Annotated in this window: 9 protein-coding genes; 5 read left to right on the top strand and 4 right to left on the bottom strand. The window is 68.7% G+C overall.

Annotated features, from left to right (window positions below):
* Nucleotides 1–47 precede the first annotated feature (47 nt).
* Both IAG42_RS12430 and IAG42_RS12425 read right to left on the bottom strand, forming a co-directional pair.
* Nucleotides 48–236: a DUF397 domain-containing protein gene (locus tag IAG42_RS12430; RefSeq protein ID WP_188337088.1), complete on the bottom strand. Its 189-nt coding sequence runs from the start codon at nucleotides 234–236 to the stop codon at nucleotides 48–50.
* The gene (locus IAG42_RS12425) at nucleotides 233–1,084 is read right to left on the bottom strand and encodes a helix-turn-helix domain-containing protein (protein ID WP_188337087.1); all 852 of its coding nucleotides are present in this window, start codon (nucleotides 1,082–1,084) and stop codon (nucleotides 233–235) included. The genes IAG42_RS12430 and IAG42_RS12425 overlap by 4 nt, the downstream gene beginning before the upstream one ends.
* A gap of 142 nt (nucleotides 1,085–1,226) precedes the next feature.
* Here IAG42_RS12425 and IAG42_RS12420 point away from each other — a divergent pair, with 142 nt between their 5' ends.
* Nucleotides 1,227–1,673, top strand: coding sequence for an ATP-binding protein (locus tag IAG42_RS12420; protein ID WP_188337086.1), 447 nt, complete (start codon nucleotides 1,227–1,229; stop codon nucleotides 1,671–1,673).
* Nucleotides 1,674–1,686: 13 nt separating this feature from the next.
* Here IAG42_RS12420 and IAG42_RS12415 read toward each other — a convergent pair whose 3' ends face one another.
* Complete coding sequence (locus IAG42_RS12415) at nucleotides 1,687–3,015, bottom strand: adenine nucleotide alpha hydrolase family protein (RefSeq protein WP_188337085.1); 1,329 nt, start codon at nucleotides 3,013–3,015, stop codon at nucleotides 1,687–1,689.
* Nucleotides 3,012–3,542 carry a hypothetical protein gene (locus tag IAG42_RS12410; RefSeq protein ID WP_188337084.1) on the bottom strand — a complete coding sequence of 177 codons (531 nt, stop codon included), beginning with the start codon at nucleotides 3,540–3,542 and terminating at the stop codon, nucleotides 3,012–3,014. The genes IAG42_RS12415 and IAG42_RS12410 overlap by 4 nt, the downstream gene beginning before the upstream one ends.
* Nucleotides 3,543–4,155: 613 nt before the next feature.
* Between IAG42_RS12410 and IAG42_RS12405 the strand changes: the two genes are divergently transcribed.
* The 4 genes from IAG42_RS12405 to IAG42_RS12390 are packed head-to-tail and all read left to right on the top strand — an operon-like array spanning nucleotide 4,156 to nucleotide 14,333.
* A complete protein-coding gene (locus IAG42_RS12405; RefSeq protein ID WP_188337083.1) occupies nucleotides 4,156–8,076 on the top strand; it encodes a PglY protein in 3,921 nt (1,306 codons plus the stop codon).
* Nucleotides 8,076–10,856 (top strand): BREX-2 system phosphatase PglZ, encoded by a 2,781-nt coding sequence (gene pglZ / locus IAG42_RS12400; protein ID WP_188337082.1) that lies wholly within the window; start codon nucleotides 8,076–8,078, stop codon nucleotides 10,854–10,856. Before IAG42_RS12405 ends, pglZ begins: the two co-directional genes overlap by 1 nt.
* A 4-nt stretch (nucleotides 10,857–10,860) precedes the next feature.
* Entirely contained in the window at nucleotides 10,861–12,192 is a 1,332-nt protein-coding gene (gene brxD, locus IAG42_RS12395; RefSeq protein WP_188337081.1) for a BREX system ATP-binding protein BrxD, read from the top strand.
* Nucleotides 12,189–14,333, top strand: a complete 2,145-nt coding sequence (locus tag IAG42_RS12390; RefSeq protein ID WP_188337080.1) for a DEAD/DEAH box helicase — start codon at nucleotides 12,189–12,191, stop codon at nucleotides 14,331–14,333. The genes brxD and IAG42_RS12390 overlap by 4 nt, the downstream gene beginning before the upstream one ends.
* Nucleotides 14,334–14,461: the final 128 nt, after the last annotated feature.

Genomic DNA, 14,461 nt, shown 5'->3' with positions numbered 1-14,461 from the left:
GTGGGTGAGGCGGCGGCGGTGCGCTGCCGCCTCACCCACCTCGGGCGTCAGGATCCGGACGCGTACGTGGTGAAGGCCGTCCATGCGTCAGGCGTCACGGTGAAGGGGCGGAGGCCGGTGTCCTTGGAGTCGCGGACATGGACCGCGTCCGGGCGGACGGCGATCTCGATGCAGTTGTCGCCGTCCCCGCCGCTGTAGCTGCTCTTGAACCAGCTCAGGTCATCAGTGGTGCTCATAGCGCTCCTCGCATCTGTTCCAGCAAGCTCACCGTAGCCCGGCAATCCAGGGCCTGGGAACGCAGCTTGCCATAGCGCTGAAGGAGGATGCTGACTTCGCTTGAAGCGGTGATCAGAGCGCTCGAACGATGGCCCTCGACGTAGCCGAACCATTGGTTGCCTGCGCTCTCGGCCAGGTACATCTGGCCGTCGGTGCCGGCGTGGTCCTCCTGCCTGAGTGGCATGATCTGGATTTCGACGTTGGTGCGGCGGCCGAGGTCCAATAGGTGGTCGACGGCGACCTTCGTCACGTCGGATCCGCCCACGTGCCGTTCCAAAATGCACTGTTCGATGATGAAGCTGAAGGCGGTGTTAGGGCGCTCGGACAGCACCCGCTGCCGTTCGAGCCGAGCTGCCACCTGGCGTCCGATCTGCTCCTCTGTGAGCGGCGGAAGCTGGCGCTCGAATACCGCCCGGATATACCCCTCCGGCTGCAACAACCCCGGAACCCCTCGGCACTCATACGCGTACAGCGTGATCGCTTCCTCCTCGATCCCCGCCCACTGCAGGAACCAGGACGCCAGACCGGCCTTCCTCCGTAGGCTCTTCGCCGCTGCCGCGAGCACTTTCCCTGCAACCGACCCCAGGACCTCCGCCGCGCGGTCCGGCAGGTTCTCCGGTGGGAACCGCTTGCCCTGTTCGATCTTCGCGACGTACGCCGCCGAGTAGCGAACACGCAGTGCGAACTCCTCCTGGGTGAGGCCGTCCGCCTCCCGGAGGGCCTTCAGGACTGCCCCGAACGTCCTCAGGCTGTCGGACAGTTCGGGTTCGCCGCCCGCCGCCGTGTCACCGTCGTGGTCCGCCGTCATCGCAGCCCGCCTCCCGCGCGTCGATCAACTCATCAAGAGTTACGGGGAGTTACCCGCCCAGTCCAGTGCGTGAACCCATACAGATGGATCTGTACCGGTGGCGTTCCTGTCACCTGCGGTGCGGCGCCGGAAGGCTGGCGCCATGACATCGCAGCAGGCCCAACCGACCGTAACCGTCAGTGTCTTCACCCATACGTTTCCCGCGACTCGGCTCGGAGCCAGCCTCGCGCGCCGGTTCGCTTCGAGGCAGCTCGGCGGCTGGGGCATCTCGCCCGGCGCCCCGCTCCACGACACGGTCGCCCTGATTGTCGCCGAGCTCGCGGCCAACGCCGCCCGCCACGGACGCGTACCGGGGCGGAACTTCGAACTGCGCCTGCTGTACGAGCACAAGACCACCGTCGTGCGGATCGAGGTGTCCGACACTCACCCGCGTCGGCCTGACCCGTCGAGCGTCGGCATGGCCGACCCGGAAGCCGACGGTGGACGGGGGCTCGCCCTCGTCGAGGCTGTCGCGCACCGCTGGGGCGTCGACGACCGCACCGGTCCCGGCAAGACCGTGTGGGCCCAGACCGAGCCCGTCGTGTCGTGATCCGCGAGGTCCTTCACGCGGATCGCCGTACCGCAGGCGCCTGCGCGACCAGTGCCCGCAGTTCCTCCCGGCCGCGCTCCACGACGTCCAGGAGGTCCGGGGTGCGGGCCTCGGGGGGCAGCGGGACATCGGCGACCAGGTCGAGCACTGTGCACTGTGTGTCCAGCCAGCGCGTGAGTGCCCGCCAGTGCTGGGCGAGGTCCGCGTCCAAGGACGGGCCCCAGGGGTCGGCCGCGTAGGGAGTGCGGTCCTCGCCGTATGCGTGCAGCAGGCCCGAGCGGCGGACCAGGCAGGGGAAGCAGAGGCCGCAGTGCGGCAGGCGCGGCAACCGCGACCGCCCGAGCTGCCGCATGGGAGACGTGCCGCAGCTCAGCGTGGCCTCCAGGATCTCCCGGGGCATCCCGGCGTCCCGGGCAGCTTCGCACACCTCACCTTCGGTGAGCGCCGCGAACGGATTGACGACCCGGACCCCCTGCTCCGGCCGGTCCGTGATCAGCTCGATGACCCGGTTGAGGTGGTGCAGCGTCCACGGATGCACCGAGCGGGTGGAGCACGCGCCCCAACGGGCCGCTGAGTGGGGCGGGTTGAGAGCGAGTTGGCCGTTCTCCGGGATGTGTACGACAGGGACGCGCTCGGCCGCGGCCGCGTGTACGGCCGTGGCGGCGTACAACAGGCCGCGGGACCGTGTGGAGCGTTCAAGCGTGAAGGTGGCATCCCTTGGCCTGCGGATCGTCTGACTCTGCTCCAGGCGTCGCAGGTCGCGCTCGCTGCGCCGGAGCACCGCTTCGTACACGGTGTCCTGGACAGACTCGAAGTTCCGCTCCTCGAACATGACCAGAAGCAGCGCGTGCGGGCTGCGCACCGTGGCGCGTTGGGCCGCCCAGCCGAGGGAGTCGAGGCCGCCGGAGAACAGAGCCACCTCGCGCGCGTACTCGTCAGGGGCGAAGGGCAGTGGGCGGGACCGGGGCCGTGCGTCAGCGTCGTACGGGCGGAACTCGACCTCCCAGCGGTCGCCCGTCACTGTCGCGAGCAGTGCGATGAGGTGCGGGAGGGCGCGAGTCCACGCGTCCGGCGCGGTGACCGGGACGGAGAGGCGGATGTGCCGGGTCCAGCGGTCGAAGGTCTGCTCCCGCGAGGTGCAGCGGTCCGCGGCGAAGACGGCACGGGCCACCCGCTGGAGGTCGTCCGCCCAGTCCGGGGCGGCTGCGAGGAGCTGGCGGCGGTCGGGCGCGCGGGTGGGGGACTCCCAGTACAGGGCGTCGCTCAGCGGCTGCCAGCCACTGCCTGGTGCTTGGGCGCCAGGATGGGAGAGCCAGAAGTGGAAGGCCGGTGTGCCCGTCATGCGGCGGGGCTCCCCTCGCTCGGTTCGGCGCCCGACTCGTGCTCTGCAGTGGATTCGGGCGGGGTGAGCAGTCCGAGCACCGTGCCGACCGCCCTCGGGACCAGACCTCGCGCGACCTGCGCGAGTGTGCCGACTGTTGGATCCTCGAAAGCGGTGACCGCGTCCTCGGCCTGCTCCACCGCGTCCTTGAGATGTTCGGCCTCCTCGCACGGGTTCGGCACCAGATGCAGCACCTGTTCGGCGACCCAGTCCGCGACGTGGTCCTCAGGATCGGCCACCGGCAGGACTGGGACCACGAGTTTGATCTTCTCGGCGATGACGCCGCGCAGGAACTCGGCCACGACGTCCGCGAAGAACCACTGGTAGATCAGGCAGAGCAGGTCGCCGGACCAGCCCTTGCCGTTCGCGGCGAGCACCTCCGGATGCTGTGTGGCCATCCGGTCGGCGGTCGCCGCTGCCGCCCGCCGTACGGCCGCGTCGGCGACCGTGCCGCCCTCGCCGCCCACGGCCCGGACGAGCCGGGCCACGAAATCCGTACGGGCGTCTTGTCCGCCCGGATCAGGAAGTGCGTTCGCTGTCGTGCCCTGACCCGCCGCGAGATCGTCCATGACCGCCGTCAGCCGTTCACCTCCCGCGCGGGCGGCGTCTCGTAGGCCGAATGCGGCAGGGTCGGCTCGCATCGTCCGATGCAGGACCCCCAGGCAATCCCCGGCGATCTCGTCCAGGTCCTCCGGACGGCCGGAGCGCCACGAGGACAGACGCCTGCCGATACGGCTCCACTCGCCGGCCGGAGTACCGGGATTTCCTCTCGGCCCCGGCCACCGTGATGACGTGCCCATCCGTCCTCCCCCCCCGTAGGGCGCCGACAGCCCTCTCTCCAGGGGAGCAGCAACCTGGACTGCGAGGTAGGGCGTGACTCGGCCATGGCCGGTGTGCCTGCCCGGTCATCGGGCGCCACGCTGAGTGAGGTGGAGAGGCCGGCGGGGCGCGAGAGGTTGCGCAAAGTGATCGGCCGGTGTGCGAAGGGTGCGAAGGGCCGGTTCCGCACACGTATGGCCTGGCAAGATTGGCAAGGGGCGCGCAGCCGCAGCGCGTCACCGGTGCCGCCAGGGTCCAGCCGAGTGAGGGAATGATCGCCTGATGTCGACCAGAGAGCTCGTCCTGCGTGACGTCATTGCCATCAAGGAAGACGTTCACGCCGGAAATTTCAAGGTCGATCTCTCGCAAGGCTTCAATGAGACCGACGAACGGGTGGCCGAGTACGTCGTCACCGAACAGCTGCAGAAGCAGTTCCGCAAGGCACTCGGTCTGGTCGCCGACGCCGTGCGCACGGGCGACTCGCACGCTGCCTATCTGCACGGCTCGTTCGGTGCCGGTAAGAGCCACTTCCTGACCGTGCTGCACGCGGCGCTCAACAACCATCCGGCGGCCCGGGACAAGCGGGGCCTCGCCGAGGTGATGGCCGAGCACCAGGACTGGCTGCCGAACAGCCGCTTCCTGATGGTGCCCTACCACCTGGTCGGCTCCGCGGACCTGGACTCCGCGCTGCTCGGCGGATACGTGCACACTGTGCGGCAGCTCCACCCCGAAGCACCGACCCCCGCCGTCTACCGGGCCGACGCACTGCTCGCCGATGCGCAGCGGCAGCGTGACTTCCTCGCTGACGACGACAAGTTCCGGCAGTGGCTCGGAGCCGGAGCGCCGACTGCCCGGGCTGCCGCGACGGACGACGACGATGACGATGTGCCCGTCCTCGACGCGGGTACGGGCGACGTCGCCGGACCGCTTGAGTGGACCACCGCCGAACTGGACGAAGCATTCGCGGCGAAGGCCGGCGACCCGGAACGTGACCGACTGGTGTCCGCGCTGGTCAGCGGCCCCATGGCGGCGTACGCCCAGGCAGCCCGCGGTGACAAGGACTCCTTCATTCCGCTGGAGAATGGCCTGAAGGTCATCTCCCGGCACGCCAAGGACCGCGGCTACGACGGCGTCGTGTTGTTCCTCGACGAGCTGATCCTCTGGCTCCAGGCGCACATGGGTGAGCAGGACTTCGTCCGGGACCAGGTGCAGCGGCTGGTCAAGCTGATCGAGTCCGGCGACGGGGACCGGCCGGTGCCGATCGTGTCGTTCATCTCCCGCCAGCGAGACCTGTCGCAGCTGATCGGTGCGGATGTCGCGGGCGCCGAGGTGCAGAACCTCGAGCAGCAGATCGACTATCTCGCGGGGCGGATCGACGTCGTCGAGCTGGAGGACAGCAACCTCGTCGAGATCATCAAGCACCGGGTCCTCGCTCCGCGGCCCGGTATGGAGCAGGCGCGCGACGATGCGTTCCGGCTCGTCGAGTCCTCCAGGGACGAGGTGCGGCAGGTCCTGCTCGACGCGCAGGGCCGCACCGAGGCGAACTGGGACGACTTCCGTACGCTCTATCCCTTGTCTCCCGCTCTGCTCAACGTCCTGGTCGACCTGTCGGGGGCGCTGCAGCGCGAGCGGACCGGCCTCAAGCTCGTACAGGAACTCCTCGGGCGTCGCCTCGACGACCTCAAGCTCGGCGAGCTCATCCCGATAGGGGATCTGTGGGACGTCATCGCGCAGCGCACTGGTGAGGCGTTCACGGCCAAGCTGAAGGCGGAGGCGGAGACCGCCCGGCGCTTCCACGAGCGGGTGCGCGAGCACCTTCTGACGAAGTACGGCTCGGCCGACGACAAGCGGTTCCAGACCGACGACCGGCTCGTCAAGACACTGCTGCTCGCTGCCCTCGCCCCGCACGTGCCCGCGCTGTCCCGGCTCACCGGTGGGAAGCTCGCGGCCCTGAATCACGGCACGATCCGAACCCGGGTCGGCGATGCGGGCTCGGTAGCGGTCAAACGGCTGCAGGAACTGCAGTCCGAGGGGTTCGACGGGGAACTGCGCAGCGAGGGCGACAGCACCGACCCGGTGTTTCATCTGCACCTGTCCGACCTGGACGTCGAGCCGCTCCTCGAAGAGGTGCAGGGCGTCGCCGACCAGACCGGCTACCGGCGACAGTGGATCAAGGACCAGCTGTGGGCCGCCCTCAAGATCCCCGACACCCAGGCGTTCGTCTGTGTACGGGAGGTCGTGTGGCGCGGGACGAAGCGCACCGTCGAGTTCGTCTTCGGTAACGTCCGCGATCCCCATCTGCCTGACGAGCAGTTCAGGCCGCAGCTGGGCAGCGACCTGAGAATTGTCATCGACTACCCCTTCGACGACGGCGACCACTCGCCGATGGACGACGTACAGCGGGTCGACCGGATGAAGCGCGCCGGGAAGACCCACCCCACCGTCGTCTGGCTGTCCGACTTCCTCTCCGAGCAGAAGAGCCGCAACCTCGGACGTCTGCTGAAGATCAATTATCTGCTCGAGCGGGACCGGCTCGAAGAGCACACCGCCACGCGTCCCGCCGAGGAGCGCGCTCAGATCCGTAACCAGCTCAAGGCGTCCAGTGACAACCTCACCGGCCAGCTCATCGAGGCGCTCCAGCAGGTGTACGGCATCGCCCGGGCCGAGCCGGGCACCACCGGCGCCGAGGTGCCCGAGGGGAAGCACCTGCTCACCCTCCAGCCCGGTTTCACCCGAACCAACCCCGAGGCAGCGGTCGGCTTCGAGGAGAACCTGTACTTCATCGCGGACGACATCCTCGCGGCGCGGCACCCCAAGCACCCGGACTTCGACCCCCGCCTCACCCGCAAGGCCATCACCAAAGCCGAGCTGAAGACCACGCTGACGTGGATCAACCGGGCCATGGCCGACGGCAGTCGCCGTGTCGTCGTCGACGGGCATCAGCTGGCCACCGTACGGAAAATCGTCCACGCCCTCGGGCTCGGCGAGGTACACGACGGGCCGCTGAACGTTACGAACGACTGGCGGCTGCGGATCAACAAGAAGGCCGCGGACCATCCGGACGTCGGTCCCGACCTGTCGGTGGAGGACATTCGCACCTGGATCGAGGAGCTGGGCTACACCGGCCTGGACCGCAACGTCAGCAACCTGATCATCGCGACCTATGCCCTGCTCGACGACCGCACCTGGGTCTACCAGACCTCGCCACTGACCGAGGCTCCCGACCTCGAACGAATCGGGCAAGGGTACGGACTCCGGGCGGTGGAACTCCCCACCGAAGAGGAGTTCAGCACGGCCCTTGGCCGCGCGGGGAAGATCTTCGGCGAGACCGTCTCGCGGGTGTTGTTCGCCCGGAACGTCGCGAGTCTCGCGGAGAAGGTCCGCAAGGTCGCCGAGGACAACCAGCGAGCGCTCGGCGATGCCCGCTCCCTCCTGCAGGACAACGCGGCACGTCTCGGCCTGGCAGGACCGGGGGGTGCGGACGCGCCGCGTATCAGGTCCATGAAGGCGGCGGCCGATCTCGTCGCGCGACTGTTGCGCACCGATACCCCCGCCGCCCTGGTGAGGGAGCTGGCGGCGGCTGCGTACGACGTCACGGACGGAGAGATCGGGGCGGCGCTCGTACAGGCCCCCGAGGTACTCGCCGCGCTGCGCTCGCCCGACTGGACGGACGACCTCGACACGGTCTGCTCCCTCACCGGTCGGGGCGACAGCCTCGGGGAACGCGCAAGGCGGCTCCTCGACCAGGTCGCCCGGACCGCCAACGAGCACGAGGAGGAGTTCTCGCTCGTTCCTGTACTGGACGGACTGCGTGACAGCACGAAGGCGCTGATGCGCGAGGTGGCCCGGATCGCGCAGGCAGCCGGGCCCGTCACGCCCGTGGGTCCGGCCGTGACTTCGGAGCCCACCGCCCAGGACGTCAGCCTCACCGAGCACGGGAACCCGCGTGTCCCCACTCCTCCCGCCACGGCACCTCCCACCGACAGCACAGGCCCCGGGACCGCGCCCTCGGGCCGCACCGAGGCTCCCCGCGCCGTGCACGTGGTCGAACCCACACAGCTGGAAGCGACTCTGGCCGCCACGGTCACGCGCATCGAGGACGAGATCCGTACGTTCCTGGCCGCGCATCCCGACCGCAGGGTCCAGGTCATCTGGAAGCCGGTCGCAGCCGAGGGCGGCGACAGTGAAGGGACCGGAGACTGATGGCCCCTCCCGCGCCCCGGGTCGGACGCCGCACCGTCGAAGCGCTCCTGACCGCCCACCAGGACAGCCTCCGTGAACGCAGCCTGGTCCTGGTCCACGGCCGCTACCTCCCAGGAGCGCCCGCCCGGTTCACCACTGCCGTCGACAACGAACCCCGCCGCGTGCAGGTCCGCGACGAATCCTCCGTCCTCGGCGTGACGGCCGCCTGGCACGACCACCGGAACACGGCTGCTCCGGGCGACATCCTCGTGGTCACCACCGGGGTCGACGACGAACAGCTCGGTTGGGACCTGCGCGGGCAGGCCATTCTCCGCCGTACGCTCACCGTCGAGAACGCGGAGATCGTCACCCAGCGATTCGGCGCCACCGGCCTCGATGTGCGCATGTACGACATGGAGTGGCTCCTGGAAGCCCTCTTGGAAGCCGAACCGTCCGACGCCGGCTGGCCGCGTGTCGCAGGACTGCTCACCCTCGACACCGCGCTGCGGGCCTTGGCCGTGCAGCGGCTCGGCCTCGGCTCCGGTGAGGGCGGCTCCGCGACCGGGTCCCAGGCAGGACCGCCCACGCTCGACACCGACACCCTTCTGGCCTGGTCGCGTACACCGGCGGGCCCACTCCGCTTCGCCGAACTGTCCCTCGCGGAACGCACCGAACTGAAGAAGTGGCTCGGAGACACCGCGGGCCCCGCGGCACCGGTACTTCTCTCCCTCGCGGAAGCCGGACTCGGCCATGACGCCATGTCACTCGGCGTCCTCGCAGCGGTCCTGAGGGACCCGGCGGTGGCTCCCGACACCGCCCTCACGATCGGCGGCCTCTTCGGCCAGGTCATGCCCCGCCGGGCCGCCCTCAGCGCCTTCACCGACGCGGTGGAAGGGGCCCTGACCCGCTGGATTGCCCAAGCCAGAACCAGCCCGCGTGCCCGGCGCCAGGTCTTCGCCGTGCTGGACCGTGCCGACGAGCTGGCCGAAACAGCAGGTCTCGCCGAGCCCCTCACCAAGAGCCGGTTCCTCCCCACAGGATTCGCCGCGCAACTCGGCCGGACGGTCGCCGAAGCACGCCGTTCCTCCACGGCAGGAGACGCCGCGCTCGCGGACCTGGCAGGACACGGCCTCGCAGCCCTCTACCCGGACCGGGTGCAGGTCGCCGAGATGGCAGTGCGCATCGCCCGCTGGCTCGAACAGCCCGAACCGGCCGTGCCCACGGTGGCGAGCGGCATCCGCTCGCAGATCACCGACTGGGGGTGGGCCGACCGCGCGCTCACCCTCCTGTGGGCGGGGGACCCGGGCGGTGACCTGACCACGGGCCGCGAACTGCAGGGCCTTTACGAGAGAGGCCGAGCGCGCAGAGAAGTCCTCGACGAGCAGTTCGCCCGCCGTCTCGCGGCCTGGTCCGCACACGCCGACGCACACCAGCCGAACGACGCCCTTGTGATCGAGAACGTACTGGAGACGGCTGTACGTCCACTGGCCGGTGCGGGAGCTCCCCTGGTCGTCGTACTCGACGGGATGAGCTGCGCGGTCGCCATACAGCTCGGTGAGGAGGCCGAACGCGAAGGCTGGCGGGAAGTGGTGCCGGGACCGGTCGACGGACAGCCTGCAGTCCGCACGGCCGCGGTGTCCATGCTGCCCTCCGTCACCCGAACGAGCCGTGCTTCGCTGCTCGCCGCGAAACCAGTCCGCGGCGGACAGTCCGTGGAGACCGCAGGCTTCAGCGCCTTCTGGAAACGCCACCGCAAGGAAGCCGCTCTTTTCCACAAAGCGGATATCGGTGGCGAGACGGGCCATGCCCTTTCCCACGAGCTCATGGGTGCACTCGCCTCCGAGGCAGTTGTCGGCGTCGTCCTGAACACCATCGACGACGCGCTCGAAAAGGGACAACAGGGGCGCGGCACGACCTGGGGCCTCGACGACATCACCCATCTGCGGGACCTGCTCTCGGCAGCCAGGAGCTACGGACGACCGGTCGTGCTGGTCGCCGACCACGGACACGTCCTGGAACGCGGCAGCCGCAGTCGGAGCGCGGAGGCGGACACGGCCGCAGCAGCCTCGCCCCGCTGGCGCACCGGCGGGCCGGCCGGCGAGGGCGAGATCGAGATCCGGGGAGAACGGATCCTCGAAGGCGGCGGGAGCATCGTCGCGCCGTGGCGTGAGGACATCCGGTACACCGCACGTAAGGCCGGCTACCACGGAGGCGCGTCTCTCGCGGAGGTGACGGTGCCGGTACTCACTCTGATCGCAGTGGCCGAACAGACGCCCAAGGGCTGGGTCGGGCTCCCGCGGGAGCAGTCGACCCCCTCGTGGTGGACCGAGCCCCTGCCGGCTGACGAGTCCACAAGGGCAGCAATGTCCGCTGCCGGGAGCGCGGGAGCCGCAACGCAGTCGGCGCCGCGCCAGGACACAGCAGGCACCGAGGCCCGCAAGAGTTCTTCCGTGCCGCCCCGAGCCCCCGTCGGTCTGGGCAGCGAGGTGGTGGCGAGCGAGGTCTATGCGGCGCAGAAGGAGTACGTCCGCAAAGCGCCGGAAGCGAAGGTCGTCGCCGCGGTCATCGACGCTCTCGTCGCCGCGGGCGGCACCATGTCCCCGGCAGCACTCGCCGCGGCCGTCTCGGCGACCGGACGCGTCCGGCGCAACATCGAGGGATTCGTCGCGACGGTCCAGCGACTGCTGAATGTCGAGGGCTATCCCGTCCTCGGGTTCGTCGACGCTGGGCATGCGGTGAAACTCGATGTCCCGCTGCTTCGCGAGCAGTTCCTGCCGCAACCGAAGCCGAAGAAGGAGTAACGAGATGTCGCAGTCCGCCCTGGTGAGCGTGGCCAGACGGCGCGAGGTCATCGACGCGCTACGACGCGGCACCGTACCGCAGGCCGGCCTCGACCTTTTCGCCGTGGGACTCGGCCGGTTCGAAAGTGCCCTCGACGAGGACCTGGCCGCGGTGACCCGCGGTGGTGCTGCCTTCCACGCGATCCGTGGCGACTACGGGTCAGGCAAGACGTTCTTCGCACGCTGGCTGACCGAGCGCGCCAAGCGCGCCGGCCTGGCCACCGCGGAAGTACAGATCTCCGAAACGGAAACGCCCCTGCACCGCCTGGAGACCGTCTACCGAAGGCTCACCGAGCGCCTGGCGACGGCCACGCACCAACCCAGTGCACTCCGAGCGGTGATTGATTCCTGGTTCTACACGCTGGAGGAGGAAGTCCTCGACGGCGGGGACCTCGACGAGGAGGACGAGGCGGCGCTCTCCGAGGCCGTGACGGCGCTGATGGAGCGACGGCTCGCCGATGTCGCACGCACCACTCCTGCTTTCGCCGCGGCCCTGCGCGGCTACCGTGCGGCGGTCGCGGAGGGGGACGCGGCCACTGCGGAAGCGCTGATCGCATGGCTCGGCGGACAGAAGTCCGTCGCGGCGTCGGCCCGCCGTTCGGCGGGAGTGCGCGGAGACCTCGACCATTTCGCGGCCCTGGGCTTTCTCCAGGGCCTGCTCACCGTGTTGCGGGACTGCGGCCATCCCGGCCTTCTCCTCGTACTCGACGAGATCGAGACACTGCAGCGGGTTCGTGGCGATGTCCGGGAGAAGGGTCTCAACGCACTACGGCAACTCCTCGACGAGATCGACGCGGGCAGGTTTCCCGGGCTCTTCCTCGTCATCACGGGTACCCCAGCCTTCTACGACGGGCAGCAGGGCGCGCAACGGCTGCCTCCACTGGCCCAGCGCCTGGCCACTGACTTCACCACCGATCCGCGTTTCGACTCGCCGCGCGCAGTGCAACTCCGGTTGCCGGGCTTTGATCTTGCCCGGCTCGGAGAACTCGGCCGGAACGTCCGCGACCTCTATCAAGGAGCGGCCGCTCATCCGGGCCGCGTGGCCGCACGCGTCGACGACCGTTACGTTGACGAGCTGGCTACCGCTGTCACCGGTGGACTCGGCGGGAAAGTCGGCGTCGCACCACGCGTCTTTCTTCGCAAGCTTGTTGCCGATGTCCTCGACAGGGTCGACGAGTTCGAGGACTTCGACCCGCGCGAGCACTATGCACTCACGATCGCGGAGACCGAACTGACCGTAATCGAGAGAAATGCCGCGTCAGGAGATGCCGACGACATCGCGCTGGAATTGCCATGAGCGCGGTCGACGAGCTGGAACCCGCGCTCGTCCACCACATCGTGAACACCCTTGGCTGGAAGGGACTGCGGCCCCTCCAGGAAGCGGCGGTCGTGCCGCTGTCCGGAGGCAAGGACGCCCTCCTCCTCGCCCCGACCGCCGGCGGGAAAACGGAAGCAGCGTGCTTTCCACTCCTGTCGCGCATGCATCGTGCTCGGTGGTCCGGCACCTCGGTGCTGTACCTCTGCCCCCTCAAGGCGCTGCTGAACAACCTGCTGCCCAGAGTCGGGACGTACGCCTCCTGGCTCGGACGCAGCGCCGCACTCTGGCACGGTGACACCGCCTCCGGTACCCGCAAGCGCATCCTGGCGGACCGGCCGGACGTCCTGCTCACCACCCCCGAGTCGCTGGAAGCGATGCTGGTGAGCGTCAACGTCGATCATGCGTCGTTCTTCTCAGGGCTCAGGGCGGTGGTCGTCGACGAGGTGCATGCCTTCGCAGGCGACGACCGGGGTTGGCATCTGCTGGCTGTACTGGAGCGACTGCAACGGGTGGTGGGTCGTCCACTTCAACGTGTCGGACTTTCGGCGACGGTCGGTAACCCTGACGAACTTCTCACGTGGCTCCAGGGATCGGGAGCGGGCTCACGTCCTGCACAAGTCGTCGCCCCTCACTTGGACGCGACGCGGGATGCAGTGAGTGGTGCGCTCTCTGCCTCGGTACCGCCTGGGGACATTCAGCTCGACTACGTGGGATCGCTCGAAAACGCGGCAACTGTCATCAGCACCTTGCACCGCGGTGAGAAACGCCTGGTCTTCTGCGAGTCACGGCGACTGGTCGAAGAGCTGGGATCAGCGCTACGGGCCCGTGGGGTCAACACGTTCCTCTCTCACGCGTCGCTCTCGCTCGACGAGCGCAGGCGAGCGGAGGCGGCTTTCGCTGAAGCGCGAGACTGTGTGATCGTGTCGACCAGCACGCTCGAACTCGGCATCGACGTCGGCGACTTGGACCGAGTTGTCCAGATCGATGCACCGGCATCGGTCGCGTCCTTCCTCCAGCGGATCGGCCGTACCGGACGCCGCCCCGGGACCTCACGGAACTGTCTCTTCCTCGCTCTCGACCGTGCGGGTCTGTTGAGTGCGGTAGGGCTCCTGCTCCAGTGGTCGAGAGGCTGGGTCGAGCCGGTGGTCGCACCTCCCGAGCCGCGGCACATCGTGGCTCAACAGGTGCTCGCCCTCTGCCTTCAGGAGGGTGGCGTCGGAAGCAATCTGTGGCATGAAGGGTGGAACGGCCTCGGGCCGTTCGGCTCGTCCGCGCAGCCGATCGTCAAACACCTGGTGACAGAGGGATACCTCGATCAGGACGAAGGGTTGCTCTTCATCGGTCCGGAAGCCGAACGTCGATTCGGCCACCGGCACTTTATGAATCTCACCGCGGTCTTCACCGCACCGCCGCAGTTCACCGTCCTGCAGGGCCGGACCGAGATCGGCCGTACAGACCCCAGTCTGCTGACCGAGCACATCACCGGTCCCCGCCGACTTCTGCTCGCCGGCCGGAACTGGCAGGTCACCTACATCGACTGGAACCGGAAGCGGTGCTTCGTCGAACCGGTCGAAGAAGGTGGCAAAGCCAAGTGGAGCGGTGCCGGATTCGGCCAGGGTGCGTCCTTTCGGCTTGTCCGCGCGGTGCGTGAAGTGCTCCTCGGCGCCGACCCGCCGGTGAATCTGACCCGGAGAGCACAGGGGTGCCTGGGCGAAGCCCGGGAGTACTTCATGAAGCGAGTGCACCCAGGAGGCACTCTGATCGTGCGAGAACGCGACAGGTCAGGCCAACTGCGATGGTGGACGTGGGCCGGTCATCGGGCGAATGCCGCTCTGGCAGCCACCTTCGATGGCGTCGCGGTGCCAGGGCAGCGTCTCAACGATCACTGGGTGCGTCTACGCGACGATCTCACTCCGGCGGATTGGAGGCTGGCGAGAAAGGCCGTTACGGATCGTCTGGCTCTGCCCGACATCGACGAGAAGGCCGTGAAGGGTCTCAAATTCGGCGATGCTCTCCCGCCGCGACTGGCTGAGGCCACGCTGTCGACCAGACTCGCCGACCTCGAATCTGCGGCCGCTGTGCTGGACGAGTCGGTGCGCTTCACGGGAGTGGGTATCTGAACTGCAGAGTGCTGGGATGGAACACCCGTGCTGGGATGGTGCTGGGATGCCCCCTGTAGAACCCGCATTTCCGCAGGTGGGAGCTCTGCACTACGGATTCCGCTTCAACGTCTGATCAGCGGTCGTCA

This window comes from Streptomyces xanthii, assembly GCF_014621695.1.
In the GTDB taxonomy this organism is placed as follows: Bacteria; Actinomycetota; Actinomycetes; order Streptomycetales; family Streptomycetaceae; genus Streptomyces; species Streptomyces xanthii.
Note: the sequence above shows the minus strand (reverse complement) of the source record. Positions and strands in the feature narration are given on the sequence as shown.